The following is a 26,447-nucleotide window of genomic DNA, read 5'->3' as shown; positions in this document are numbered from 1 at the left end:
GTCCATGCTTTATTGGACTGCCGGACCACCCCGTTCGGTTCCCAACCACATGAAACCTGACTGCGTCACGGCGCCGTCGATGGGGTGGTCGTGTGGTTCGCTTGGCAGTTCATCGTGGACTTCGTCGTCATAAACAAGCGCGATAATCGGGCACGTCACGCCGTCCAGCGCGCGATCGTAATAGCCCGCGCCTTGCCCCAGCCGCACGCCCGAACGGTCCACGCCGAGAGCGGGAACGATCACGGCATCGCACGAGAGCTTGCTTAACGACGCCTCACCCGGCCCCTCCGGTTCCCCGATCCCGAAGTGCGCGCCACGGTGTAGTTCACCCGAATATTTTCCCCACCGCAGATCCCCCTCTGTCGGGGTGATCGGCAGCCACACCTCGTGGGTTTTGCTCAACTCAGGCAGGAGATATTCGCCGCCTGGCTCGCCAGACAAAGGGGAGTAGGCAGCCACGCGCGTCCCTGGCTCGAGCCAATCGAGCAGGTGGGAGACCACAGCGGCGTCGATAAGCGAATGCTCACTCTTTGCGCGCCGCCGACGCGTCTCGGTGCGGATTGCTTCTTTCGCGGAGTGGCCTACACGGAACACGGAATCATTGTAGGTAAACTGCTCATTCATGCAGAATTCTGACCAGAAGCCGGACGCAGCCGTGAAGACTGTCGTCGTGCCGGCCGCCGGAATGGGAACGCGTTTCCTGCCGGCGACTAAGACTGTTCCGAAAGAACTGCTGCCTGTGGTTGACACCCCTGGCATTGAGTTGATTGCGGAGGAAGCTGCCCAGTTGGGGGCCGAGCGCCTCGCCGTGGTGACAGCGCCGGGCAAAGATGAAGTCATGGAGCATTTCGGCGAATTCGAGCAGCTCCGTGCCACGCTGCTTGGTCGCGGTAAAGAGGAGCAGGCACAGAAAGTCTCCCGCGCTGCCGAGATCATCCGGGCGGAAGCTGTCGTACAGGAAGAGCCGCTCGGGCTCGGCCACGCAGTCGGCTGCGCGGAGTCGATCCTTGATGACGGCGAGGACGTCGTCGCCGTGATGCTTCCCGACGACCTGGTGCTGCCCACCGGCGTGATGGAGAAGATGGCGAATGTGCGCGCGGAGCTCGGCGGCTCTGTGCTGTGCGCATTTGAAGTCAGCCCGGAAGAAGTCTTCAATTACGGCGTTTTCGATGTCCGCGACGTTGAGGGCCATGACGATGTCAAGCGCGTTGTCGGCATGGTGGAAAAGCCGGACCCGGCCGACGCACCTTCTAATTTCGTCGCGACCGGCCGTTACTTGCTCGACCGGAAGATCTTCGACGCGCTCCGCCGCATCGAGCCCGGCAAGGGCGGTGAGCTGCAGCTGACCGACGCGATTGAGCTGATGATCAACGAGGGGCACCCGGTCCACGTCGTCGTGCACAACGGCAAGCGCCACGACCTGGGCAACCCGGGCGGGTACATCCCCGCCAATGTGGACTTCGGGCTGCGCCACGAGAAGTACGGTCCGGCGCTGTACAAGGCGATCAAGCAGATCATCGCTGATTACGAGGCGGAACTCTAGGACCATCCAGGAGGGGACCATGCGTAGTGTCGACGACCACCTTGCCTTGATCATCGATGCGACGATGACGCCCGAGCCGATCCGCATCGGCATTACCGACGCGCTTGGCCTCATGTGTGCCGAAGAGGTGCAGGCGACCTCGCCGCTGCCCGGATTCTCCCAGGCCGCGGTGGATGGCTACGCAGTCCGTGCCGTCGATGTCGGGGGCGGAAAGAGCCTCGGCCACAAAGAGGATTCGCCTGCGCCTGAGGCTTCCCTCCCTGTTGTCGGTGAAGTGGCCGCTGGCTCCCAGAAACCACTGCGCCTGCAGCCCCGCCAGGCTGTCCGCGTTGCGACGGGCGCGCCGCTGCCCACGCTTGCCGACGCAGTTCTACCCCTCGAATGGTCCGACCGTGGCCGCAAACGCGTCACCCCGCATCGCCCGGTTCGCTCCGGCGACTTCATCCGCCGTGAGGGTGATGATATTCAGCCCGGCGATATCGCTGTCCGCTCCGGTGCGGTTCTCGGCCCGGCTCAGATCGGCCTGCTCGCCGCCACCGGCCGCGATAAAGTGCTGGTCTACCCGCGCCCCCGCGTGACTGTGATGTCGTACGGCCTCGAGCTCGTCGACATCGACCGCAACCCTGGCCTGGGGCAGGTCTACGACGTCAGCTCCTATGCGGTGGCCTCTGCCGCGAAAGACGCCGGCGCAGATGCGAACCGCGTCGGCATCATCAATGCCGAGCCGCGCCGACTCAAAGAGCAGCTCGCTGTCCAGGCGCAGAAGAGCGAGTTCATCGTCATTACAGGTGCCGTCGGCGGTTCGAGTGCGAAACCCATCCAGGAGGCTCTCGGCGAGCTGGGCGATATCGACACGACCCGCGTCGCCATGCATCCTGGTTCCGCTCAAGGCTTCGGTCTCATCGGCGAGGATCGCATCCCGGTCTTTCTGCTCCCGTCGAATCCGGTGAGCGCGCTAGTGATTTTCGAGGCGCTCATCCGCCCGGCAATCCGTACGTCCTTGGGCAAGCGTGTCCCGACCCGCCGCACGGTCAAGGCGCGCGCTTTGGGGCGTATCGAGTCCATTCCAGGCCGTCTCGGCTTCATCCGTGCCCGCCTGATGCGAGATGCGGAAACGCACGATTACCTGGTCGACGGCATCGGTGGTGTCTCCGGCAGCCCGGCCCACCTGCTCGCCGGACTGGCTGAGGCCAACGCCATCATCCGCATTCCCGCCGATGTCTCCGAGGTCCGTCCCGGCGATATCGTGGACGTGCTATTCCTCCAACAGCGGGCTTAACGATGTTCAATTTCCTCGGTCGGGCAAGCCACCCCGGCTGGCCCGAACCGACCCCTACCGTGCACGTCCCAGGGGCGACGCTCCGGCTCCGGCCGCTGGCTGCGAGCGACGGAAAGAGCTGGGCCCGGATGCGCATCCAGGATGAAGAGATTCTCCGCCCCGTCGAGCCCACCGTGCCCGGCACGTGGGAGGAAGCCCATTCGCAGGCGGCGTGGCGGTCGAATTGGCAGAATCTGCGCCGCTTCGCCCGCGACGGAATCATCGTTCCGCTCGCCATCGAGCTCGATGACCGTTTCATCGGGCAAGTCACGCTGGGCAATATCCAGCACGGAGCGATCGGGGAGTGCTGGGTTGGGTACTGGGTGTATTCGCGGTTCGCGGGCCGTGGCATCGCCACCGTCGCGTGCGCACTCGGTGTGGACCACGCCTTCGCCCGCATCGGCCTTCATCGAGTCACCGCCACCTATCTGCCGAACAACCCGGCCTCGGGCAAAGTGCTCGCGAACGTCGGCTTCCGGGAGGAAGGTTTTTTGCGCGAGAATTTGCATATCGACGGAGCGTGGCGCGACCACCATCTCGTCGCCCAAAACATCGACGACCTGCCCGGTTCCGCCATCGAACGCCTCGCCGCCCGCGGCCGCTGCTGGATCTAGAAATTCCCGCTTCCTTTCGCGGCGTGGGTCGGTCATTGCCGGACGAGATCTCTATAACCTCAGCCAGGAAACGTGCCCGAAAGCAGAAAGGTCGTGGCGTACATGTCCGGCAGCCTGAGCCTGATCATCGTCCTCATCGTCGTGGTGTGGGCGATTGTTCTCGCCCCGATGGTGTTGGGGGACTCGAAGCCGATCCGGCGCTCCGGCGAGGGCTACGACGAGACGCGCGTGCTGCACGAGGGTAATACCCCGCTCGCTACGCGTCGTCGCCCGCGCGTGACAAAGGCTGACATCCACAGCTTCGACGAGGACGACGCCGACTACGAGGTGCTCGAGGCAGAAGACGAAGCAGCAGCATCCGAGGAGGAAGCAGCGCTTATCGACGACGCCCCCTCCGGCTCCACCTCCCTCAAGAAACTGTTCGCCCGCAACTCCATCGACGGCGAAGTGGTGGAAACAGAGACTGACACAGACCTTGACGCTGAGACTGAAACAGAACTCGACACTGACATTGACCCCGAGTCTGAAACTCAGCCCGAGTATGAGCTCGATGCCTCCTACCTCTCCCCGGAGGATTACGGCTACACCACCGTGACTCAGCTGGAAGAGCGGACAGAAGAACCCGAAGAGGAACCGGAAGAAGAGCACGAGCCGACTGCGCAGGAGCCTACTGAGGACGAGCTTGCCTTTGCTCGCTCGCGTCGCGGCCGTGGTGGCTGGGACCCGGAAAAAGCGAAGCGGGTGCGCGAGGACAGGTTCCGTCGCCGCCAGCGGACGTTGCTCGGCCTCGTCGTGCTGCTCGGAGTGACCTTCGTCTTCGGCATCGTTTCGGGTGGATGGGCATGGCTGGCACCGGCCGCGGCAGCAGGCCTGCTGATCTGGTTCATGACAGCGTTGCGCACGACGGTGAAGAAGGAACGCGCACTCCAGGCACGCCGAGTGCGTCAGCTGCGCCGCGCACGACTCGGTGTCATCACCGCGGAAGAGGACGCACCGCTGCCGCCGCACATGCGTCGCCCGGGAGCCGTGGTGGTCGAGGTCGACGACGAGAGCGCCGACTTCGCTAACCTGCCCGCCTACACGGCACCGCGGACCGAAACGGAAACCGAGCAGGTCCGCGAAATCGCGTAGTTTTTCCACCAATACGAGGTCGTTATAGCCGGTAATATCGCCGGGTATGACGACCTCTTTTTCTACCAAGGTAAACGATAATCCCGGTAAGTCTGCCCAGCTGTGGGAGAAGTTCAGCGACACGAAACTCAAGCGCCTGATCTTTTCAGCTTTCTACTCGGTGAAGGCGCCGTACTTCCGCACCGTGATGCCGCGTGTCCAGGTCGCTGAGCCAGGCCGCTGCGTGGTGCGGTTGGGTAAATGGTGGGGCGTGCAAAACCACATCGGCACCTTCCACGTCATCGCCGGCCTGAATGGGGCAGAGGCCGCCATGGGTCTTTTGTGCGAGGTGACGGTGCCGGATACGCACCGTTGGATTCCGCGCGGAATGCGCGCCGATTACCCGGCGAAGTCCACCGGTGGTTTGACCATCACCGCCACCGGCGACTTCCCGGACTTCTCCACGATCACCCGCGAAACCGGCGGCCAGCTGGTCACCATCAACTGCGAGATCGTCGACGATGCCGGGGTGGAGCCGATTACCGCGGAGATCGATGTGTGGGTCACCGCGAAGAAGAAGTGACCATCTCGATAAGTCCGTCCATCGTCGTCGGCCCGATGTAGACAAAGCCATAGGGGCGCAGATAGGCAGTCAGGCCTAGTCCGTCCCCGAAGTTATCGTGCTGGATATACCAGTTGATCAACTGCGATAAAGAGCGCTTTTCCCGCATCGCGACAGTGGCTTTGGCATTGGTCACCACCGCCTCGACTTTGCGGCGGTTGCGGATGAGCCTCGGGTCGGTCAACAGGTACTCGATGTCGTCTTCGTCGAATTCAGCAATGAGGTCGGGGTCGAAATCACAAAACGCGTCTTTCAGTGCTTCGCGTTTCTTCTGGATCAGGGCCCAAGACAGGCCGGGGAGAAATACTTCGAGGGTGAGCAGTTCGAATGCGTGGGTGTCGTCGATAAGCAATTGTGTTGTCATACATACTTTGACTGCCGTCACCGTCCAAAAGGTTCCACGTTGTAGTGTTTAACTCATGAATAGTCCCGCCCTCCGCGATTTCGCACTGCTCGTGGCGCGTCTCGTGCTCGGTGTCGTATTCATCGCGCACGGCTACCAGCACTGGGTCGGGACCGGGATGCGGCGCACAGCTGAAAGCTTCGCCGAAGCCGGAGTCCCGCAGCCGCGTCTGTCTGCGTATCTTGCTGGCTCAGTCGAACTCGTCGGTGGAGCGCTGCTTATCATCGGGCTGCTGACCACCATCGTTGCTGGTGTGCTCGCACTATTGATTGTGGCCGGGGCGTATTTCGTTCACCTCGACGCCGGTTTCTTCGCAGCCGACGGCGGCATCGAATACCCGCTGGTGCTCGTTGTTTTGCTGGTCCTCGTCGTGGTGTTCGGCTCCGGGCGCGTCAGTTTGGACAAGGTGCTCATCGATGATTGACCACAGTGACATCCAAGCGGCGCTGTCTGCGCGCATCGACGGGGAGGACTCTAACCTCGACGACGACATCGTCGATGCGCACCTTGCGGAGTGCGACGAATGCCAGAAATACTGGGAACAGTCGCTGCAGCTGTCGCGCTCGCTCAATTTCGCCGCTGGCATGTCTCCGCCGGAAGATCTCACGGAACTCATCTACGCCGGCGTCGAACCTGAATTCCGCCGCGTTTCCGCGCGCCGCATCATGCTTCTGACGGTGTGCCGCGTCGTCCTTGCTCTGCTGGCGTTGGTCTACGTCGTGTGGGCGGGGCGCATCCTCGGCACGGATCTCGAGGGCGCGGCTGTGCGCGTCGGCATCGCCGTAGCATTGCTCTTCGTTTCTTGGAAGCCGTCGCAAATCCCCGGCGTTCTTCTCATCGTCGGAGCGATGTTCGGTTTCAGCCTCAGTTTCGCGGTGCTGGAGGCCATCACTGGGGGAGCCGCACCATGGGCGCAATTGCTGACATTGCTGTTCACCAGCGTGGTGCTGGTGGCCATGTGGGTCGTGGACTACGGCAATCCACTCAAGGTGCTCAACGCGAAGCCGGTGTAATTATTTCCAGCTCGGCAGCCACATGAGCTGCTCGTAGATGCCGTTCGGAATCCGGTACCCGTACAGGATCGGGGAGAAGTACAAGAACATTCCGATCACGGTGGCGAGATACACGACGACCGCGAGCCGGCCCGACGTGATGGGGCCGATTTGTCTGCTCACCCAGTTGAGTTGTTTCCCACGCTTAGACAGCTCGCCCAGTGCGAGTGCGATAAGCACGATCGTGAACGGCACGAGGGGAGCGGCGTAGAAGAAGTACATCTGGCGGTCGAATGCGGCCAGCCACGGAAGGAAACCGGCGCCGAACGCGACGAGGGGAATAATGACCCGACGGTCTTTTCGCGTGATCCAGGCCCACGCAGCCCAGAGCAGAATCGGCACGGTCAGCCACCAGATGGCAGGCGTGCCGAACAGGTAGATCATGCGCCGGGAATCGTCGCTGCTGGTGGAGGAGTAGTACAGGATCGGGCGGGAGGCCACCAGCCACGACCACGGCTTGGAATCCCATGGGTGGGAGTGCCCTGAAGAGGAAGTCAGCTCAGAGTGAAACTTCAGCACCGAGAAGTGGTAATAGAACCACCCGGCAGCCGCCTCAGGCAGCTTGGTCAGCCAGGACCAGTCGGAGTCGGCGATCGTGCCGTCGGAAAGCGCGTGGCGGTAGACCGCTGTTTCGGACGCGAACCACGCGCGCCAGGACCACACGTAGAGCACCGCCGGAATCAGCACGATCGACGCGAGGGCGGAAGGAACATCTTTCAGCAGAGTTTCCCGCACCGGGTTCTTCACTCCGTAGCGGTGGCGCAACCACAGATCGTAAAACGACGACAGCAGGCCGAAGAATGCGATGTAGTACAGGCCCGACCACTTCACCGACAGCGCCAACCCGAGCAGCACGCCCGTGGCGAAACGCCACCAGCGGAAGCCCAAGCGGGGATTCACGATGCCTTCCTCGTACGCGTCGTGGAAGCGCTGGTGCACCTGCCGCATGTCGCCGGCCAGCGTCCAGGCAGCCATGACGACGAAGAGCAGGATGAACACGTCGAGCATGCCGAAACGGCCGATGACCAGCAACACTCCGTCGCAAAGCGCGATGGTGCCCGCAAACGCTGCTATGAGCCACGATTGAGACAAGCGTCGCGCGAGAAGCATCGTGAATATGACGACGGCGGAAGAAAATAGCGCGGCCACGAAGCGCCACCCGAGCGGGGTGTAGCCGAAGACCATCTCGCCGAGCGCTTCCAGCCGCTTCGCCAGCGGCGGGTGAACGACAAGGCCGTAGCCCGGATTCGACTCGATGCCGCCGAGGACCGGGTTGAACCACGACCGTGCGATATCCCATGCTTGCGGCACGTAGTGCTTCTCGTCGAAGACCGGAGTGCCGTTCGAACGTGCCGATGTCAGGCCCACGAAACGGGTGAAAACCGCGAGGATCCCGATGACGACGGTTGAGACAGTGTCGCGCTGCGTCCATGGCACCGTCACGGGCGCTGTCGGCTTTGGTTTTGAAAAGCCAGTTTTCACAGTCTCGGCTGTCGCTGTCGAACTCACGGGAATGATCTTAGCCGGTGGCTGTGTAAAGCTTTAAGGCATGGAAACGGTATCTCTTCCTCCGCGCGGAATTATTCTCGCGGCGACCCCGCTCGGAAATATCGGGGACGCGTCGCCTCGTCTCGTGCATGCGCTCGAACACGCGGATGTCGTCGCCGCGGAAGACACAAGGCGCACACGCAACCTCGCGAATTCCCTGGGGGTGGAGATTCGCGGCAGGATCGTCTCCAATTTCGACCACAACGAGGACAAGAGGGTCGCCGAGCTTATCGACGTCGCCCGCAACTCTTCCGTCCTCGTCGTCACCGATGCGGGAATGCCGTTGGTGTCCGATCCGGGGCACTCACTTGTCGCTGCGGCCCACGACGCGCAGATCCCCGTGACCTGTTTGCCGGGCCCGTCTGCAGTGACCACCGCACTCGCGTTGTCTGGTCTCGGGGTCGGCCGGTTCATTTTTGACGGGTTCGCTCCCAGAAAGCCTGGTGCTCGCAAGGCATGGTTGGAATCCCTGCGTAACGAGAGTCGCGCCGTGTGCTTTTTCGAGTCACCGCACCGAATTGCAACGACGCTCGCGGAAGCCGCTGAGATTCTCGGTGACCGTCAGGCCGCTGTGTGCCGCGAACTGACCAAGACCTACGAGGAGGTCAAACGGGGTACTCTCGCTGAGCTCGCGGTCTGGGTCGAGGAAGGCGTGCGCGGCGAAATCACCGTCGTGATCGACGGGGGACACGAAACGCCGGAGCCCGAGGACGTCCTCGATCTCGTGCAACAGCGGGTCGACGATGGGATGCGACCGAAAGACGCGGTCAAGGAAGTCGCGAAAGCTGCGGGCCTCAAAGCGGGCGAGCTTTACGACGCCTTCATTGCTGCTCGCAGCTCCTAGTCAGTAAATGTGCACCCTGTGCACATTTCTATTACCGTCTTTGGGGTGAGAAAGGAGCCCCATTGAGTAGTGAAGAGAAGCTGACAGACCCGCACGATCCGAATGCCGAGCCGCATGCGGACGATCCGATTGTGACCCAAAACCGCCCCGCTACCGCCGAGTTGCAGGACCTCCTGGACGCGCGGAATGAGGGCGAGCAGCAGAAGATTTCCGACCCGGAGGACGCCATCGAGCGTGCGTCCGAAGACGAAAACCTGAAGATCGACTGGGCGATCGTCGGCCCGCTCGCCGCGATTGTCATCGCAGTAGTCGTCTGGGGCCTCGCCGCGAAGGAGAGCTTCAGTGCTTTCTCCTCCGCCTCGTTCAGCTGGGTGATCGAGAACCTCGGTTGGGCGTACGTCTTCTTCGGCACCGTTTTCGTCGTCTTCGTTCTGGTGATGGCCGTCTCCAAATTCGGCAAGATCCGTTTGGGGGCTTCCGACGAGCAGCCGGAATTCTCCACGATGTCGTGGATCGCGATGATGTTCGCCGCTGGCATGGGCATCGGCCTGATGTTCTTCGGCGCTTCTGAGCCGCTCAGTTTCTACCGCGATGGTGTCCCAGGCATGGATAGCGCGGATGCGGTCGGCACCGCCATGGCGCAGACCATGTTCCACTGGACCCTGCACCCGTGGTCCGTATACGCGATCATCGGCCTTGCCGTCGCGTACTCGACGTTCCGCCTCGGCCGCAAGCAGCTGCTTTCGAGCGCGTTCATTCCGCTCATCGGGCAGAAGCTTGCGGACGGTTGGCTGGGCAAGCTTATCGACGGCCTCGCCATCTTCGCCACCATCTTCGGCACCGCCTGCTCCCTGGGTCTTGGCGCCCTGCAGATATCGACTGGTCTGGAGGCTTCCGGACTCGTCGATTCCCCGTCGACCACGCTGACCGTCGGCATCGTCAGTGTCCTGACCCTGGCCTTCCTGCTGTCCGCCATGTCCGGTGTGGGCAAGGGCATCCAATGGGTTTCCAATTTCAACCTGGTCGTGGCTGCCGTGCTGGCCATCTTCGTGTTCATCTTCGGGCCGACCCTGACGCAGCTCAACCTGCTGCCTACTGCCATCAGTTCTTACCTGGACCAGTTCTTCCTCATGGCGTCGCGCACCGCCGAATCCGCCGACACTGAGGCAGGGGAGTGGCTCGGTGGCTGGACCATCTTCTACTGGGCATGGTGGATCTCCTGGTCCCCGTTCGTGGGCACCTTCCTGGCCCGTATTTCCCGTGGCCGCACCATCCGTGAATTCTTGATCGGTGTCACCCTGATTCCGGCTGGTCTGTCCACCGTCTGGTTCTGCATCTTCGGCGGCACCGCTATCCATCTCGAGCAGATCGGTGAATCGATCTACGGTGAAGGCACGTCCGAGGAGCAGCTGTTCAACCTGCTGCACACCTTCCCCGGCGGCTTCGCCATGGGCATTGTGGCTCTGATCCTCTTGAGCACCTTCTTCATCACCTCCGCCGACTCCGCGTCGACTGTGATGGGCTCCCTGTCCCAGAACGGCAAGACCGACGCGAAGCCGATGCTGACCGGCATGTGGGGCCTCGCTACCGCTGCCGTCGGCCTGACCCTGCTCATCGCAGGTGGCGACGAGGCTCTGGACTCCCTCCAGAGCGTCACCATCGCGGCGGCCACCCCGTTCTTGGTGATCCTCATCCTGCTGATGTTCGCCATTGTGAAGGACGTCAGTAACGACACCATTTACCTGGACATGAAGGAGCAGCAGCGCTTCGCCCACCAGCTGGCGATCGAGCGCCGTATGCACCGCGACGCACTCGCGAAATCCCGCAAACGCCAGCGCATGTTCGGCACCAAGCGGTAGTCACTTATGCTGGGGCGTATGACTGTCTCCCCGAACAACGCCACCTCCGAAAATGTCCTCGTGTGTGTGGCGTGGCCCTACGCGAACGGGCCGCGCCACATCGGCCATGTCGCCGGTTTCGGCGTCCCGTCCGATGTGTTCGCGCGCTACCAGCGCATGGTGGGAAACAATGTGCTCATGGTGTCCGGCACCGATGAGCACGGCACGCCCCTTTTGGTCCAGGCGGATAAAGAAGGTGTGACGGTCAAGGAACTCGCTGACCGGTACAACCGTCAGATCGTCGACGACCTCGCTGGTCTCGGTTTGTCATACGACTTGTTCACCCGTACCACTACCCGCAATCACTATGCGGTGGTGCAGGAATTGTTCAAGGGGCTGTACGACAACGGCTACATGATCAAGGAGACCACGCAGGGCGCTATTTCCCCGTCCACGGGCCGCACCCTTCCGGACCGCTACATTGAGGGCACCTGCCCGCTGTGCGGCGCCGACGATGCCCGTGGCGACCAGTGCGATAACTGCGGTAACCAGCTCGACCCGGTCGACCTGATCAATCCGGTGTCCAAGATCAATGGGGAGACCCCGGAGTTCATCGAGACCGAGCACTTCATGCTCGACCTGCCCTCGCTTCACGACGCCCTCAAGGCATGGCTCGAGGCCCGCCAGGATTGGCGCCCCAACGTCCTCAAGTTCTCCCTGAACCTGCTGGAGGACATGCGCCCGCGTTCCATGACCCGCGATATCGACTGGGGCATTCCCGTCCCCGTCGAGGGCTGGGAGAACGACCCGGGCAAGAAGCTTTATGTCTGGTTCGATGCCGTCATCGGCTACCTCTCCGCCTCCATCGAGTGGGCGGCCCGCACCGGAAATCCCGACGCGTGGAAGCAGTTCTGGCAGGATCCTGCCACCAGCGGCTTCTACTTCATGGGCAAGGACAACATCACCTTCCACTCCCAGATTTGGCCGGGCGAGCTCCTCGGTTACGCCGGCAAGGGTGCGAAGGGGGGAGACCTTCACGAGCTCGGCGAGCTCAATCTCCCCACCGAGGTCGTTTCCTCCGAGTTCCTCACCATGTCCGGCTCGAAGTTCTCCTCGTCGAAAGGCGTGGTCATCTATGTCAAGGACTTCCTCGCCGAATTCGGCCCTGATCCGCTTCGTTATTTCATCGCGGTCGCCGGCCCCGAAAACAACGACACGGACTTCACCTGGGACGAATTCGTCCGCCGCGTGAACAACGAGCTCGCGAACGGCTGGGGCAACTTGGTCAACCGCACCGTGTCCATGGCACACAAGAACTTCGGGGAGGTGCCGGAGCCGGGCGAGCTTATCGACGCCGACCGCGCCATCCTCGATCTCGCCTCCCAGACCTTTGACTCCGCCGGCCACGAGCTCGGACTTGCCCACTTCAAGGCTGCAATCACCAAGGTCATGCATGTTGTCGGTGAGGCAAATGCCTACATCGCTGATCAGGAACCCTGGAAGCTCGCGAAAGACGAGTCCCAGCGTGAGCGTCTGGCAACCGTATTGTGGACCGCCCTTCAGGTGGTCTCGGACTGCAATGCTTTGTTGACTCCGTTCATCCCGCACACCGCGCAGAAGGTTCACGAGACTCTCGGCCGCGACGGCATCTGGGCCGCATCCCCACGCGTCGAAGAAGTTACCGACGACGAGTATCTCGAACTCGTCGGCGTTGGTTTGCCCGAGAAGGGACAGACCTACCCAGTCATCACCGGTGACTACGCCTCTCAGCAGGCAGTGTGGTCTCGCGTCGATGTCGTGCCGGGCACGAAATTGGAGAAGCCGAAGCCGCTGATTGCCAAGCTCGATCCGGAGCTCGGTGAGACCGGCCCGGAGTGGGCGCCTGTTCAGTAGTTTCCACTAGTTCGCCTCCGGGTAGAAGGGGAACTCGAGGCGGTACTCCCGCTCCAGTTCAATGAGTGCCGCCACGCATGCTTCGTAGTCGCGGTCGATGTCGTACGCGTCCAGGATGGCGTGCCCCTTGGCGAAGAACTGTTCGCGATCCCGCTTGATGCGCTGGATATCGTCGAGCGTGCACTTCCAGCGCGGTGCCGTCGGCGTGGTGTGCCGCGCGAAGAGTCCCTCGGGGTCGACCACCGCGTACGTTCCGTCCGCGAAGAGCCACACGATGTCGCCCGTGACCGGATCGGGAACGTAGAACGCCCGGCGATCGGTTTTCACGTTGTGATGGTGCTGGCAGAGCGAGAAGAGGTTCGCCGCGGTGGTCTGTCCTCCTTCCTCATAAGGAACGCGGTGGTCGAGCTGGCACTTCCATGCGGGGTGTTCGCAACCGGGGTAGATGCAGGTCCCGTCGCGACCCTGCGCGTATGCGCGGACCGAGTCGGGCGGAACATATCCGGCGATCGTGTGGTCTTTAGCGCTCCGGAGGTCGACGATGGTCGAGCCCATGGCATGAGCCATCTCGGTGCCAGCTGCCGTCGTGTGACCGAAGCCGGGGACGTAGGCCGATGCAGATTCGTCGATAGTTCCATCCTCGCCCAGCGGCGCGTACGCGAAGATCGTGACGTCCGCCGGCGGAGTGATCTCCCCGGTGATGAGTTTCACCAGGGCCTCGACGGGCGCGATATCGTGCTCCTTCGATGCCTCGAGGATGAACTCCTTGATCGCCGCCATCGTGACATGGTCGGCAGTGAGCGTCATGCCGGAGGTGCCGTGGGTGCCGCCGACATGGAAGTCGAGGTCGCACTGGCCGGGTGCCTCGCTTTCGCGGGACTTCCGCTTGCGCTTGTCGTGCGCGACGGACGAGTCGATGTCACCGATCAGTTTGTTGAGTCGGCTCGTGACCTTATGGGCGCTCGGCAGTTCCTCGTTCGGCTTCGTCGGCGTGAAGAGGTCCACGAGCATCTTGTCGATGATGTCGTAGTTCTCCTGGTCGACGACGCTGCCCAACATGCTCACTGCGCGATCGATCGCCTTGAGCCGCGAAATGTCGAGGCGTGCCGTGTCCTCCTGCAGCTGCCGGAGACGCGGCAGCGAAGCAAGCGTCATGTACGAATAGACTCCCGACTTCACTTCGTTCAGCGGAAGTCCGGTGGTGGAGCGCAACCGTGCCATTTCGGTGTCGTGGTCGGCGGAGCCGTAGAACTCCTCGCCGTCCTCCGCATACTGGCGGAAGACCGCGTGGTGTGCCCTGCGCAGCGCCATTCCGTTCACGGCATCCGGATCGTCCAGGTTCTCAGTGGCGAAGAACGGTTTCATCTTGGTCCCTCCCTTCCAAGCTCGCGATCCTGCGGTTTCAGCAGTGTCATGATTTCCCCCTAAATGTGACTGCGTTTTCTGTTGTGCGAACAGTCTTTCACATAGGGTGAACCATACCTCGTGAAAAGCGTTCGAGGATCGAACAAGTATGCGAAAACTTGGGTAAAGTCCCAGGTCGACAGAGAACGCCCTCGAACAGTGCGGCGCGGCTCCGATCGAAATAGGCGTTAGGGTGGGGGAATGATCACCCATGAATTGCGGGAATTGGCCGCGAGTGCCAAAGAACACGCGGCGCGTTTCAACGATGGAAACGACCATACGGTCTCGGCGGCGTTGCTGACTGCATCAGGAAGGCACGTGCTTGGTCTCAATGCATTTCATTTCCTGGGAGGTCCATGCGGGGAAGTCTCTGCTCTAGCCGCTCATGCGGCCACGTGTCCCGAGGATCCGGTGCGGGCTGTAGTAGCGGTGTACGGGCCCACAGGTAGCGTTATTCCGCCGTGCGGGAAGTGCCGGCAGGTCCTGTTTGACCTTGATCCAGGAATTCAGTGCGTGGTCCGAACAAGTAATGGCTTCGAGGCGCCTACTGTCGCTGAACTGCTTCCCAACGCGTTTGACTGGCGGAATTTGGGCGGGGATCAGCGCGTGTACATGTGGGAGGGTTACGAAGAAGCAATTCGAAGTGGAGCGAAGCGGCAAACAATCCGTGTGGATGACCCCTTCCGGGGAGGTGGTGCGCAGCTTGTCTTCGAAAAAGAGTCCGGAGTCACGGTGACTATGCCTGCACGGATTGTCTCGGTTGCCACAATCCAACGGTCCAGCCTGACAGAAGAACATGCAAAACTGGATGGATTTGCTTCGCTGGGTGAGCTGCACGAGGCGTTGGACGCACATTACCCGGGGCTGGCTCCGGAAGACCCAGTCGACGTCGTCAGCTTCGAGATCGGTTAACCCAAGAACTGCTTGATAAAAGCAGTCAACTTGCCCGGTTCCTCGTCCTCGAAGCGGGTGTCCACGACCACCAGGGGTGCGGTGTACATGTCGTGGTCGGGGGAGGTGACGACGAGGTCGGTGCCGTAGTCGTCGATAAGCAATTGCCATGCGAAGTTGTGCTCGCGGATGAACGCGTCGCCGAGCGCTGTGCCGTACATGCGCGCGATGTCGCCGCGGGAATATGCGCGGCGGAGGTCGGGGTCGAGGGCGAGGTAGTTGCCTAAGGTCTCTTCGAATGAGGCGACGATGTCATCGATCGACCCGTTGATGCCGGCAACGGCGGCTTCGGCGAGGTCGCGGTCGATCTGGGAGCGGGTGGCGGCATCGATGTCGTGGAACTCCATGCGCCCGAGGATAGGCTGGAACACATGTCGAAGAAGAAACCGCGCCCCACGCCCGTTCCGGCCGAGCGAATTGCTGGGCTTATCGACGCCCACACTCACCTCGCTTCCACGGGTGCCCGCACCAAAGACGATGTGGATGCGATGGTTGAACGCGCAGTCGATGCTGGTGTTGAGAAAATCTGCACTGTCGGCGACGGGCTCGACGAAGCTGAATTGGCACTACAAGCTGCTCATTTCAATGACCGTGTGTTCGCGGCGTGCGCGATCCACCCAACGCGCGCGGGCGAACTCGATGATGCGGCACGGAAGCGTCTGACGGAGATGGCTGCGGACGAAAGGTGCGTGGCGGTGGGGGAGACCGGCATCGACACGTACTGGATCAAGCATGATCCTGATCGGACTGCGCCGCTGGACGTCCAGGAAGAGGCATTTCGCTGGCATATCCAGTTGGCCGTTGATTCCGGCAAGGCGCTCATGATCCACAACCGTGAGGGGGACGAGGAGATGATGCGGATTCTAGCCGACTCGCCGCGCCCGGAGCACGTCATGTTGCACTGTTTTTCCTCGCCTGTCGACGTCGCGCGGGAAGCTATCGAGCGTGGATACGTCTTGTCCTTTGCTGGAAATGTGACGTTCAAGCGAAACGATGATCTCCGGGAAGCGGCGAAACTCGCCCCAGTCGGACAGCTGCTGATCGAAACTGACGCGCCGTACATGACACCGGAGCCGTTCCGCGGGGCGCGCAACGAGCCTTCCTTGATCGGGCACACGGCGAAGGTAGTAGCGGGAGCGCGCGGAATGGCGGTGGAGGATCTCGCTACGGAAGTGGGCGGGACCTTCGGGCGTGTCTTCGGTGTGTGAGGTAGCACACTTTTGTATTTGCGCAGGTTGGTGGTGGCGCACGTGTTTGCGGTGGCATGTGTGATTCTTGTGGTGTCAAGCAGCACCCTGGCCAGGTGAATTTCTGGTGTAAGAGCGGTCTTTACCGTATCGTTATATAGGTTCGCTTCCCCTAACTGAGGATTTCTTTCCATGTCGCGTCATCGTCGCATCAATAAGACCTCGACCACCCGCGCCGTCATCGCCTCCACGGCAGTGGGTGCCCTCGCCATCGGTGGAGCCACCACCGCAGTCGCCGCGCAGAAAGCGGTGACCGTGGACGTCAACGGCGAGCCCATCGAGCTGACCACCTACGCCGGTAATGTCGGCGGAGCGCTCCAGGCCGCCGGCGTTGAGGTAGGCGAGAAAGACCTCGTCTACCCCGCACCGTCGGATGCCCTGAATAGCGGCGACACGGTGACCGTCCGCACCGCTAAGCCTGTCGCGGTCACCATTGACGGAGGCGAAGCCCAGGAGTTCACAACCACGGCGCTGACCGTGTCGGATTTCCTCAAAGAGCTGCCGGGCGCAGGTGGTTCTTCCCACGCTTTCGCTGAAGACGATGTGCTCACCGACAACATGACCATCGATCTGACCTCCCCGAAGATCGTGGCTATTCATGACGGAGGCAAGACCACCTACGCTGCCGCAGCCGCCAAGACGGTTTCCGAGCTGCTCAGCTCCCGCGGTGTGCTGGTCGACTCGAACGACCGCGTGACCCCGGGAATGGATGCGCCGGTCACCGGGAATATGGACATCACCATTGACCGCGTCGACTACGACGAACGCACCACCGTCGAGGAATTCGACGTCGAGCCGCACTACGTCGAAGACGAAAGCCTCGCCCCGGGTGAGGAGAAGGTCCGCGAGAAGGGTGAGAAGGGCAAGCGCGAAACGACCCGCCGCATCGTCACGGTGAACGGCGAGGTGGAATCCGATGAGATCGTCAAGCGGGAAGACACCCGCAAGGGGCGCGCGGCTGTGATCGCTCGCGCCAAGAAGGAATCCGCTCCCGCTGTCGCAGGCGGTTCGGTCTGGGATTCGCTCGCGCAGTGCGAGTCCGGCGGCGACTGGTCCATCAACACCGGCAACGGCTTCTACGGCGGTCTCCAGTTCACCGCGTCGACGTGGGCCGCGTACGGCGGCACCCAGTATGCGCCGACCGCGAACTTGGCCACCCGCGAGCAGCAGATCGCTGTCGCGTCGAAGGTCCAGCAGGGCCAGGGCTGGGGTGCATGGCCTGCCTGCACCGCGAGCCTGGGAATCCGCTAACCTCGGAGGACATGACTAGCCCCGATATCCAGTTGCTCGGCCCGGTGGAAATCCGGGCGCTCGCCGACGAGCTCGGGGTGACCCCGACGAAGAAACTGGGGCAGAATTTCGTTCACGATCCGAACACGGTGCGGCGTATCGTGGCGGCGGCTGATATTAGCGCTGACGACACCGTTTTAGAGGTCGGTCCCGGCTTGGGGTCGTTGACGCTCGGCCTGCTCGAGGTCGGGTGCCGGGTGTCGGCTGTCGAGATCGATTCGCGGTTGGCGGAACGACTGCCGCAGACTGCCGCAGAATTCGCGCCGGAGGCAGCGGGCAGGCTGTCGGTGCTCAACCAAGACGCGCTCAAGGTTCAGTCCGACGAGATTGAAGCGCCGACCGCGCTGGTGGCGAATTTGCCGTACAACGTCGCGGTCCCGGTGCTGCTGCACCTGTTGGAGGAATTCCCGAGCATCCGCCGCGTGCTCGTGATGGTGCAGCTCGAAGTCGCGGACCGTTTGGCGGCGGACCCTGGCTCGAAAATCTACGGCGTGCCCAGCGTCAAAGCGTCGTTCTACGGCGACGTGCGCAAGGCGGGCAATATCGGGAAGAACGTCTTCTGGCCCGCGCCGAATATCGAATCAGGGCTCGTGCGTATCGACGTCCGCGATAAGGGGTGGCCAATGTCATTGCGCGAGAGCGTTTTTCCGCTTATCGACGCAGCGTTTGCCCAGCGACGCAAGACCCTCCGCGCCTGCTTAGGCGGGGTATATGGGTCGTCCGCTGCAGCAGAGGAAGCGTTGCGCGCGGCCGGCATCGATCCGCAGCTGCGCGGCGAGAAGCTCGCGGTGGAAGATTTCGTGCGACTGGCACAGGTGGGTGAAAAATGAAATTCACGGCACGCGCGAACGGCAAAGTGAACCTGCACCTCGGGGTAGGGGAGGTCCGCAGCGACGGCTATCACGACCTGTCCACGGTGTTCATGGCTGTGGACCGGCCGGAGACGGTGACGCTGACGACGCTGGAGGGGGACGTCGATAAGCATCCCGATGCTTCTCCGCTGAGCTTCGTCTCGGAGATGCGTACTACCTACCACGTGCATGAACCTGATGAGGATCTGGACAATCCGAAGAACCTGGCGTGGAAAGCAGTGGATTCGATCTGCACTGGGTACATGGGGATTCTCGCGCAGGATATGACGCGGGAAGATATTAGACCGGATTTGCCGATGATGCGGTTGGAGGTCGACAAGACCGTGCCGGTGGCAGGGGGCATGGCGGGCGGATCCGCCGATGCTGCTGCAGCTGTGCAGGCGATCAGTGCTTTGATCGCGCACTACGATCGTCCGCTGCCGGAAGAACTATTCAAGTACTTGGTTCCGGGGCTGGGGGCGGATGTCCCTTTCGCGGAAATGGGCGGCATCGCGCTGGGAACTGGACGCGGTGATTCCCTGGTGCCGATGATGGGGCGCGGCACATACTGGTTCGCCTTTTTGAATCCGAAGGTGGGGTTGTCCACGAAGGCAGTGTTCGAGAAGCTGGACGACCTGCGTTTCAATTACGCCTCCATGGTCCCGCACATGGATACGACCACACTGTCGAGGGCACTCGTGTCAGGGGATCCGCAGCTGGTGGGCGCTGCCATGCACAATGACTTGGAGGCGGCGGCGCTGGCATTGCGGCCGTCGCTCCAGCAGCTCATCCACGACGCCGAAGATGCCGGCGCGATCCGGGCGATGGTGTCCGGTTCTGGCCCGACCATCGCGGCGCTGTGTGCGGATGAGGGGGCGGCGAGGGCGGTCGTCGATAAGCTCGGCTCTGATGCGGTCGAAGCTTTCGCTGCTCACGGACCTGTTGGCGGCGCGCGGCTGCTGTAGGTATCCAAGGGGTATACGAATTGGTATACTTTGGGCATGGCTGAGCAGACAACGATCAAGGTGCCCGTTGATCTGCGTGATGAGATCAAGGTGATCGCGCAGCAGCGGGGGGAAAGTATGCCGAGCATTATCGAGGAAATGCTCGAGCTCTATCGGGAAGAGATTCGCATGCGCAGGCTGGAGAGCCAGGTTCGGGCGACTCCCCCAGAACAGATGGAAAGTTACATAGCTGAAACCGCTGAGTGGGATAAGGCGTACGGCTGGTGAGCGAAGAGCTGATGCCGGGGGACATCGTGTGGGCGGTGCTCGAGCCGACAAGGGGGAATGAACAGGCTGGACGGCGTCCATGCGTGGTCGTGTCTTCCCGTAATCATCTGAGGGTGGTTCCCACGTTGGTTTCGGTTGTTCCGGTGACATCTCGAAACCGTGGGTGGGACAGCCATATTCCGCTAGACCCCGCAGCGGTCTTGCCTAAAGAGAGTTGGGCAATGTCGGAGCAAATGAGGACACTCTCGCGTGATCGCGTCCAAGGAGAAATTGGCCGTGTGAGCGCTGCCTGTTTGCGTGAAATTCTTTGGTGGGTACGTGCGTTCGTTGCTGACCCAGCCCGTGTTTAGAATGGCTCCATCATGGCGAACCTGATCAACCTGGAAAATGTGTCCAAGACGTGGGGTTTGAAGACCCTGCTGGACGAGGTGTCGCTCGGTGTGCAGACCGGGGACCGCATCGGCGTGGTGGGGCTCAACGGCGGCGGCAAGACGACGCTGCTTGAGGTGCTCACGGGCATTGAGCCGCCGGATACTGGCCGTGTCTCGCACACCAACGGATTGCGGATGGCGGTGGTCACGCAGCGGTTCACGCTCCCGGACGATGTGTCGGTCGGGCAGGCCGTGGTGGAGCCGCTCGGGCTCGAGGTCTTCGAGTGGGCGTCGAATGCGAAAGTGCGCGAAGTGCTCGCGGGCACGGGCGTCGCGGATCTGGGTTTGGATACGCCGGTCGGGCAGCTGTCCGGCGGTGAGCGACGCCGTGTGAACCTGGCGGCGGCGCTCGTGCAGGACCTGGACCTGATCGTGCTTGACGAGCCCACGAACCACCTGGACGTGGAAGGCGTGCAGTGGCTCGCCGACCACTTGCTGAAGCGGAAGGTCGCGATCGTGGTCGTGACGCACGACCGCTGGTTCCTCGACACCGTAGCCACCCTGACGTGGGAAGTGCACAACGGACGTGTCGACGTGTACGAGGGCGGCTACAACGACTGGACGTTCGCGCGCGCCGAGCGTGCGCGCCAGGCAGACGCGATCGAGCAGCGGCGCCAGAACCTCGCGCGCAAGGAGCTCGCGTGGCTGCGACGCGGCGCCCCTGCACGGACGTCGAAGCCGCGCTACCGCATCGAGGCGGCGGAGGCCCTGATCGCGGATGTTCCTGCTCCGCGCGACACGGTAGAGCTCATGGCGTTTTCGAAACAGCGCCAAGGCCGCGTCGTGGTGGAGCTCGAGGATGTGCGCATTGACGCGCCTGACGGGCGCACTCTCGTTGACCATCTGACATGGCGGCTGGCTCCCGGCGAACGCATCGGCCTGGTCGGCGTGAACGGCTCTGGAAAGACGACGCTGCTGCGGGCAATCGCGGGAGACTACCCGCTGGCGGAAGGACGTCGCGTCGAGGGCCAGACGACGAAGATCGGATGGCTGCGTCAGGAACTCGATGACTTGGATCCGTCCCGCCGGGTGATCGATGCGGTGGAAGACGTGGCCACCTACATCACGCTGGGCAAAAAGGAGATGTCGGCGTCGCAGTTGGCTGAGCGTCTCGGGTTTTCTCCGAAACGGCAGCGGACACCCGTCGGGGACTTATCTGGCGGCGAGAGGCGCCGCTTGCAGCTCACGCGCGTGCTCATGAGCGAGCCGAATGTGCTGCTTCTCGACGAGCCGACGAACGACCTCGACATCGACACCCTCCAAGAACTGGAGAACCTCCTCGACTCGTGGCCGGGCACCCTGGTGGTGATTTCGCACGACCGCTATCTGATCGAGCGCATTGCCGATGTCACCTACGCGTTGTTCGGCGACGGTGCTTTGACGAATCTTCCCGGCGGGATCGACCAGTACCTGGAGCGCCGCAAGAGCATGACGGAGGATTCTGGAGTGCTGGATCTCGGCGACACCGCGCCCAAGGAAAAGCCCGCCGACGGGCTGAGCGGGCAGGAGCGCCGCGAGCTGATGAAGAAGATGAAGTCGCTCGACCGGAAGATGGAGAAACTCCATGAGGAAGCGGCTGCTCTCGAATCGGAAATCGCGACGATGTCGGGGGAAGCTGACCCCGATTTCGAGGCGATCGGTGCGAAGACGGGGCAGGTCGCGGAACTGCGTGCGCAGCGCGAAGAACTGGAGCTGGAATGGCTTGAGCTGGGAGAGAGACTGGAAGGGTAGTTACCCAGAACTAGATTTTTAAGAAAAATAGTTCAAAACCCAAAATTAAATCGGAGTTCTCTGTACTGTTTCCGCCATGGGGAACAAAGTGAGCTCAGTCACAGAGAAGTTTCGGTTTGGCAGGCGCACGTTTCTGGCAGGCGCCAGTCTGGTAGCCGCCACCGCGGCGATGGGGGTGCCGCGGGCGAAAGGGCAGGAGGCTCTGCTCACTGTGGGTCGCGGCATGGCCGACATGACGGGCGAACCACTCGGCGCCGGCATGAACGGGTACGCGGTGATGAAGCAGTCCACCACCGGAATCCGTTTCCGCCAGTTCGCCAGGGCGTTCATCTTCGAGGACAACGAGGGCGTGAGTAGCGTTTTCGTCATCGCGGAGATGGGGCTGATGTTCCAGTCGATTCAGCTGGAGGTGCTCCGCCGACTGCGCGAGAATTTCGGCGGCAAGTACAACGAGTCGAATGTCTTCATCGCCGCCACGCACACGCACGTTGGCCCCGGCGGCACATCGGGCCACCTCATGGTCGACCTGACCACGCTGGGGTTTCGGCCGGTCACCTTCGAGGCGACGGTCGAAGGCATCGTCGAGGCAGTGGAACGCGCGCACACGGACAAGCAGCCGTCGAATCTGCGTCTCGTGCGCGGTGAAGTCAAGGACGCGGGTGCGAACCGGTCTTTCGAGGCATTCAAGCGCAACCCGGCAGAAGAGATCCGCGAGTTTCCCAACGGAGTGAACCCGGAAAGCTTGACGCTGTTTATCAGCCGCGGCGGCCAGGACGTCGGCTTGATCAACTGGTACGGCTTGCACGCCACGAGCTTCGGGCACGAGCACACGCTTATCGACGGCGACCATAAAGGCTGGTCCTCTTGGCGCATGGAGAAAGAGCGCGGAGTTGTTCACCGGGATGTCGAAAATCCTCCCTTTGTCGCCGCATTCGCTGCAGCACCCCAGGGCGATATCACTCCGAATGCGGGGTTGGAGCCGAAGACAGGGCCGGGCTACGAGGATGAGGCGAAGTCAGCGCAGATCCTCGGTGACCGCCAAATCGACGCTACCGAGGGAGAACTGGTGGACATCAGCGGGACAAGCGTCCGCAACCGGCACCAGTGGGTGGACATGCGGGAAGTGGAGATCCGTGGTGAGTTCACCCCCGACGGCACAAAACAGCGCACCGGTCCGGCGATTCTGGGGGCGGCATTCGCCGCGTCGAGTCAGGAAGACGGTGGTGGTCTGGAGGTCCCCATCTTCAACGAGGGTGAGCGCGGCGGAACACCATGGGTCAAAGAGCTCAACAACGTCACTGTGCCTGATGAATGGAACGAGATTCACGGCGCCAAAGAAATGCTGCTGCCGCTGGGCTATGTCGACGGTATGATCCAGCAAGTGCTCTTGTTCTCGATCACGCAGATCGCGGGCCTGACGATCATCACTAACTCGATGGAGCCGACGTCGATGGCGGGCTACCGCATGAGGAAGCACGTGGCGGACATTCTCGACGTGCCGTTGGAGACCGTCGTGTGCCAGGGCTACACGAGTGGGTATGCGCACTATGTGACCACGCCGGAGGAATACGACAACCAGGACTACGAAGGCGGGGCGACGATCTTCGGGCGCCACGAGTTGTGTGCGATGGTGCAGGTCTACGACAAGTTGGCGCGGTCGTTGAAGGAGGGCTCCCAGATCGATTCCGGCGGGCCGGCGGGCGACCTGACAGGGTGGATTCCAAAGTCCCTTTCTGGTTTGCCGGGCATCGACCGGCCGGCTTGGGGCAAAGAATTCGGTGATGTGATCACCTCGACCGAGAAGGTCAAAGCGGGCGATACCGCCTCGGTGACATTCTCCTTCGCCAACCCCAACTCGGATCTGCGCCGCGGAGTCGGTTACCACACCATCACGAATGCGGCGGGCGAGATCGTGGCGGATGACTTCCACTCGAGCACGATCATCGAATTCGTGAAGAATTCCGATGTCGTCAACGCCCGCATTTCGTGGGACACTGATGCGTTTGATCCCGGCACCTACACCGTGAAGGTGGAGGGAGTCTCGCGCGCGATCGGCGGAAGCCTGACCCCGTTCACCGGCAGCACGGAAGTGACCGTCGTTTAGCTCGTACACTGGGCCCCATGATTTTGATCAACGTTCGTTTCCGTCCCCTGCCCGAGAACACCGAGAACTTCCGCGAGCTCGTCAACGACTTCACCGAGGCGTCCCGCGCGGAGGAGGGCAACCTCTTCTTCGAGTGGTACCGCAGCACCGACGATCCGCGCGAGTACATCCTTGTTGAGGGCTTCAAGGATGACGCCGCGGAGGCGCACGTCAATTCCGACCACTTCAAGGCGGCGCAGGAACTGTTCCCGCAGATCCTGGAGGAGACCCCGCAGATCATCAACACTCTGATCGAGGGTAAGACGGAGTGGGACGCGATGGCGGAATTCCAGGTCTAGTCCATATTCCCGAATGGGCTAGGTGGCCCTCTAAACTGTGCGCAGTATTTGAACCAGATCTGCTTAGAAAGGGGAGGGCCTATGTCTTCACAAGAAGGGTCCACCAAGGTAGAGAACGATTCCGCCGTTCCGAAGGGAATCGGCTCTCTTCTCGGCGCCGTGTTCCTCATGGCGACCAGCTCGATTGGCCCGGGCTTTCTCACCCAGACCAGTGTGTTCACCGTCCGGTTGGGCGCTGCCTTCGCGTTCGCGATTCTCATCTCCATTCTCGTGGATGTCGCGATCCAGCTGAATGTGTGGCGCGTGCTCGGTATCTCTGGGCTGCGCGCTAATGAGCTCGGCAATTCAGTGATCCCCGGGCTGGGATGGGTGATGTCGCTATTGGTCTTCGCCGGCGGCGTGATCTTCAATATCGGCAACATCGCCGGTGCAGGGCTGGGCATGAATGCCATGTTCGGCCTTGACCCGAAGATCGGTGGCGCGATCTCAGCGGTCATCGCCGTATTCATCTTCTTGTCTAAGCGTGCAGGTGTTGCGCTGGACCGCATTGTTGTGGGACTCGGCGCGATCATGATCCTGCTCATGTTGTACGTCGCTATCGTCTCCCAGCCGCCCGTCGGAGATGCGTTGAAGCAGACGGTCCTCCCCGAACAAGTGGACTCTGCAGTCATCGTCACGCTGATCGGCGGCTCGGTCGGTGGCTACATCACCTTCGCCGGTGTCCACCGCATCATTGATTCGGGCCAGACCGGTGTGGAGAATATCAAGAATATTTCGAATGCATCTGTGCTGGGCATCGTGGTGATCGGCATCATGCGTGTGCTTCTCTTCCTCGCGGTGCTCGGCGTGGTTGCTACCGGCGTGGCGCTTTCCAAGGACAATACGGCCGCCGATGCTTTCTACCAGGCCGCCGGAGAGTTCGGTCTTCGTGCCTTCGGTCTGGTGCTGTGGGCGGCGGGCCTGTCGTCGGTGATCGGTGCGTCCTACACTTCGCTGACATTCGTGACCACGCAGAAGACAGATGTGAAGCTGCGTAACTGGCTCACGGTGGCATTCATCGTGGTGTGCACGATCCTCTTCCTCTTCCTCGGTGCTGCGCCGCAGAAACTGCTCATCTTCGCGGGTGCCTTCAACGGGCTTATCCTGCCGATCGGTTTTGCCGTGGTCATGTGGGCCGCGCTGTTCCGCAAGGATCTACTCAAGGGATACAACTACCCGGTGTGGATGAAGGTCATCGGAGTGATTGTGCTCGCAGGAACCTTCTATATGGGTGCCGATTCGCTCGCAGGGTTGTCGGAGATTTGGGCCTAGAAAAAGATCCCGCCCGCGCTCGGGAGTTTTTCCGCACTCATGACGTCGGCACCACTGCGGGGTGGGCGCCGGGGTGCGCGCAAGCGAACCTCATCGCTGTGGATGAGAAGTACGCGTTCGATTTCCTGCTCTTCGCTCAACGCAACCCGAAGCCATGCCCTGTCTTGGGGGTCCTCGAGGCGGGGCAGCTGGAGTCGGACCTCATGCCGGGCGGCGACATCCGTACCGATATCCCCGCGTACAAGATCTACAAGCACGGGGAGCTTGTCGACGAAGTGACCGACGCGACCGGCTACTGGACCGATTCCACGGTGGCTTTTCTCATTGGCTGCTCTTTCACATTCGAAGACGCGCTGTTGGCCGAAGAGGTTCCTGTTGCCCACATTGAGCAAGGGCGGAATGTGCCGATGTTCATGACGAATATCGAAACTGAACGTGCCGGTATTTTTGGTGGCCCGATGGTGGTCTCAATGCGGCCGATCCCGGCGAACAGGGTGGCAGATGCAGTTCGCATCACCTCGCGCTATCCGGCGGTGCACGGGGCACCGGTTCACGTCGGGGACCCAGCAGCGATCGGCATCCGCGACCTCTCAGCCCCCGATTTCGGCGACCCGGTGGAGATCCCGGCAGGAACGATTCCAGTGTTTTGGGCTTGTGGTGTCACACCTCAGTCCGCGGTGATGAGCTCAAAGCCGGAGCTGGCTATCTGCCATGCTCCGGGCAAGATGCTCATCACCGATATCCCGGATCGGTCCTATCAGGTCCCTTAAGC

Annotated in this window: 26 protein-coding genes; 21 read left to right on the top strand and 5 right to left on the bottom strand. The window is 61.9% G+C overall.

Features of this window, described 5'->3' with window-relative positions:
• Nucleotides 1-9: 9 nt before the first annotated feature.
• Nucleotides 10-594, bottom strand: coding sequence for a 5-formyltetrahydrofolate cyclo-ligase (locus J5Y21_RS04455; protein WP_210573228.1), 585 nt, complete (start codon nt 592-594; stop codon nt 10-12).
• A gap of 28 nt (nt 595-622) precedes the next feature.
• Between J5Y21_RS04455 and J5Y21_RS04450 the strand changes: the two genes are divergently transcribed.
• The 5 genes from J5Y21_RS04450 (at nt 623) to J5Y21_RS04430 (ending at nt 5,168) form a co-directional block, all read left to right on the top strand.
• The gene (locus J5Y21_RS04450) at nt 623-1,543 is read left to right on the top strand and encodes a UTP--glucose-1-phosphate uridylyltransferase (protein ID WP_210573227.1); all 921 of its coding nucleotides are present in this window, start codon (nt 623-625) and stop codon (nt 1,541-1,543) included.
• Nucleotides 1,544-1,562: 19 nt separating this feature from the next.
• The gene (gene glp, locus J5Y21_RS04445; protein ID WP_210573226.1) at nt 1,563-2,822 is read left to right on the top strand and encodes a gephyrin-like molybdotransferase Glp; all 1,260 of its coding nucleotides are present in this window, start codon (nt 1,563-1,565) and stop codon (nt 2,820-2,822) included.
• A 2-nt stretch (nt 2,823-2,824) separates the two neighbouring features.
• Nucleotides 2,825-3,475 (top strand): GNAT family protein, encoded by a 651-nt coding sequence (locus J5Y21_RS04440; protein ID WP_210573224.1) that lies wholly within the window; start codon nt 2,825-2,827, stop codon nt 3,473-3,475.
• Nucleotides 3,476-3,547: 72 nt separating this feature from the next.
• Nucleotides 3,548-4,606 (top strand): gephyrin-like molybdotransferase receptor GlpR, encoded by a 1,059-nt coding sequence (gene glpR / locus J5Y21_RS04435; RefSeq protein ID WP_210573222.1) that lies wholly within the window; start codon nt 3,548-3,550, stop codon nt 4,604-4,606.
• Nucleotides 4,607-4,652: 46 nt separating this feature from the next.
• Nucleotides 4,653-5,168 carry a hotdog fold domain-containing protein gene (locus tag J5Y21_RS04430; protein WP_210573220.1) on the top strand — a complete coding sequence of 172 codons (516 nt, stop codon included), beginning with the start codon at nt 4,653-4,655 and terminating at the stop codon, nt 5,166-5,168.
• On the opposite strand, the gene J5Y21_RS04425 is transcribed toward J5Y21_RS04430, so the two are convergent.
• On the bottom strand, nt 5,149-5,571 hold the full coding sequence (locus tag J5Y21_RS04425) for a DNA-3-methyladenine glycosylase I (RefSeq protein ID WP_210573218.1): 423 nt from the start codon (nt 5,569-5,571) through the stop codon (nt 5,149-5,151). The genes J5Y21_RS04430 and J5Y21_RS04425 overlap by 20 nt on opposite strands.
• Nucleotides 5,572-5,626: 55 nt before the next feature.
• Between J5Y21_RS04425 and J5Y21_RS04420 the strand changes: the two genes are divergently transcribed.
• Nucleotides 5,627-6,034, top strand: a complete 408-nt coding sequence (locus J5Y21_RS04420) for a DoxX family protein (RefSeq protein WP_210573216.1) — start codon at nt 5,627-5,629, stop codon at nt 6,032-6,034.
• Nucleotides 6,027-6,623 (top strand): zf-HC2 domain-containing protein, encoded by a 597-nt coding sequence (locus J5Y21_RS04415; protein WP_210573214.1) that lies wholly within the window; start codon nt 6,027-6,029, stop codon nt 6,621-6,623. The genes J5Y21_RS04420 and J5Y21_RS04415 overlap by 8 nt, the downstream gene beginning before the upstream one ends.
• Here the strand turns inward: J5Y21_RS04415 and J5Y21_RS04410 are convergent, their stop codons facing one another.
• Nucleotides 6,624-8,144: a phospholipid carrier-dependent glycosyltransferase gene (locus J5Y21_RS04410; protein ID WP_349236939.1), complete on the bottom strand. Its 1,521-nt coding sequence runs from the start codon at nt 8,142-8,144 to the stop codon at nt 6,624-6,626.
• Between the two features lie 67 nt (nt 8,145-8,211).
• On the opposite strand from J5Y21_RS04410, the gene rsmI reads away from it, so the two are divergent.
• From rsmI to metG, 3 genes are all read left to right on the top strand, one after another.
• Complete coding sequence (rsmI, locus tag J5Y21_RS04405; protein ID WP_210573212.1) at nt 8,212-9,054, top strand: 16S rRNA (cytidine(1402)-2'-O)-methyltransferase; 843 nt, start codon at nt 8,212-8,214, stop codon at nt 9,052-9,054.
• A 62-nt stretch (nt 9,055-9,116) separates the two neighbouring features.
• Nucleotides 9,117-10,913 (top strand): BCCT family transporter, encoded by a 1,797-nt coding sequence (locus tag J5Y21_RS04400; RefSeq protein WP_210573210.1) that lies wholly within the window; start codon nt 9,117-9,119, stop codon nt 10,911-10,913.
• 18 nt (nt 10,914-10,931) lie between these two features.
• Nucleotides 10,932-12,785, top strand: a complete 1,854-nt coding sequence (gene metG, locus J5Y21_RS04395; protein ID WP_246874939.1) for a methionine--tRNA ligase — start codon at nt 10,932-10,934, stop codon at nt 12,783-12,785.
• A gap of 6 nt (nt 12,786-12,791) precedes the next feature.
• Here metG and J5Y21_RS04390 read toward each other — a convergent pair whose 3' ends face one another.
• On the bottom strand, nt 12,792-14,150 hold the full coding sequence (locus tag J5Y21_RS04390) for an HNH endonuclease signature motif containing protein (RefSeq protein WP_210573206.1): 1,359 nt from the start codon (nt 14,148-14,150) through the stop codon (nt 12,792-12,794).
• A gap of 240 nt (nt 14,151-14,390) precedes the next feature.
• Between J5Y21_RS04390 and J5Y21_RS04385 the strand changes: the two genes are divergently transcribed.
• Nucleotides 14,391-15,101, top strand: a complete 711-nt coding sequence (locus J5Y21_RS04385) for an ASCH domain-containing protein (RefSeq protein ID WP_210573204.1) — start codon at nt 14,391-14,393, stop codon at nt 15,099-15,101.
• Here J5Y21_RS04385 and J5Y21_RS04380 read toward each other — a convergent pair.
• Nucleotides 15,098-15,487, bottom strand: a complete 390-nt coding sequence (locus J5Y21_RS04380) for a DUF3806 domain-containing protein (protein ID WP_210573202.1) — start codon at nt 15,485-15,487, stop codon at nt 15,098-15,100. The two genes, J5Y21_RS04385 and J5Y21_RS04380, sit on opposite strands and share 4 nt — an antisense overlap.
• Nucleotides 15,488-15,511: 24 nt before the next feature.
• Here J5Y21_RS04380 and J5Y21_RS04375 point away from each other — a divergent pair, with 24 nt between their 5' ends.
• From J5Y21_RS04375 to J5Y21_RS04325, 10 genes are all read left to right on the top strand, one after another.
• The gene (locus J5Y21_RS04375) at nt 15,512-16,348 is read left to right on the top strand and encodes a TatD family hydrolase (protein ID WP_210573200.1); all 837 of its coding nucleotides are present in this window, start codon (nt 15,512-15,514) and stop codon (nt 16,346-16,348) included.
• A 171-nt stretch (nt 16,349-16,519) separates the two neighbouring features.
• Nucleotides 16,520-17,638 (top strand): resuscitation-promoting factor, encoded by a 1,119-nt coding sequence (locus tag J5Y21_RS04370; protein ID WP_210573198.1) that lies wholly within the window; start codon nt 16,520-16,522, stop codon nt 17,636-17,638.
• 11 nt (nt 17,639-17,649) lie between these two features.
• Nucleotides 17,650-18,507 (top strand): 16S rRNA (adenine(1518)-N(6)/adenine(1519)-N(6))-dimethyltransferase RsmA, encoded by an 858-nt coding sequence (gene rsmA, locus J5Y21_RS04365; protein WP_210573196.1) that lies wholly within the window; start codon nt 17,650-17,652, stop codon nt 18,505-18,507.
• The gene (locus J5Y21_RS04360; RefSeq protein WP_210573194.1) at nt 18,504-19,493 is read left to right on the top strand and encodes a 4-(cytidine 5'-diphospho)-2-C-methyl-D-erythritol kinase; all 990 of its coding nucleotides are present in this window, start codon (nt 18,504-18,506) and stop codon (nt 19,491-19,493) included. Before rsmA ends, J5Y21_RS04360 begins: the two co-directional genes overlap by 4 nt.
• A gap of 36 nt (nt 19,494-19,529) precedes the next feature.
• Nucleotides 19,530-19,760: a ribbon-helix-helix protein, CopG family gene (locus J5Y21_RS04355; RefSeq protein ID WP_210573192.1), complete on the top strand. Its 231-nt coding sequence runs from the start codon at nt 19,530-19,532 to the stop codon at nt 19,758-19,760.
• A 362-nt stretch (nt 19,761-20,122) separates the two neighbouring features.
• Nucleotides 20,123-21,922 (top strand): ABC-F family ATP-binding cassette domain-containing protein, encoded by a 1,800-nt coding sequence (locus J5Y21_RS04345; protein ID WP_210573182.1) that lies wholly within the window; start codon nt 20,123-20,125, stop codon nt 21,920-21,922.
• A gap of 76 nt (nt 21,923-21,998) precedes the next feature.
• Nucleotides 21,999-24,026: a neutral/alkaline non-lysosomal ceramidase N-terminal domain-containing protein gene (locus J5Y21_RS04340; protein ID WP_210573180.1), complete on the top strand. Its 2,028-nt coding sequence runs from the start codon at nt 21,999-22,001 to the stop codon at nt 24,024-24,026.
• A 17-nt stretch (nt 24,027-24,043) separates the two neighbouring features.
• On the top strand, nt 24,044-24,364 hold the full coding sequence (locus J5Y21_RS04335; RefSeq protein ID WP_210573178.1) for a putative quinol monooxygenase: 321 nt from the start codon (nt 24,044-24,046) through the stop codon (nt 24,362-24,364).
• Nucleotides 24,365-24,445: 81 nt separating this feature from the next.
• Nucleotides 24,446-25,675 carry an NRAMP family divalent metal transporter gene (locus tag J5Y21_RS04330; RefSeq protein ID WP_210573177.1) on the top strand — a complete coding sequence of 410 codons (1,230 nt, stop codon included), beginning with the start codon at nt 24,446-24,448 and terminating at the stop codon, nt 25,673-25,675.
• Nucleotides 25,666-26,445, top strand: a complete 780-nt coding sequence (locus J5Y21_RS04325) for a putative hydro-lyase (RefSeq protein WP_210573176.1) — start codon at nt 25,666-25,668, stop codon at nt 26,443-26,445. Before J5Y21_RS04330 ends, J5Y21_RS04325 begins: the two co-directional genes overlap by 10 nt.
• The last annotated feature ends 2 nt before the right edge of the window (nt 26,446-26,447 follow it).

Origin of the sequence: Corynebacterium sp. Marseille-P3884, from assembly GCF_017942225.1 — a bacterium.
In the GTDB taxonomy this organism is placed as follows: domain Bacteria; phylum Actinomycetota; class Actinomycetes; order Mycobacteriales; family Mycobacteriaceae; genus Corynebacterium.
This window is presented reverse-complemented; position numbering and strand designations above follow the sequence as displayed.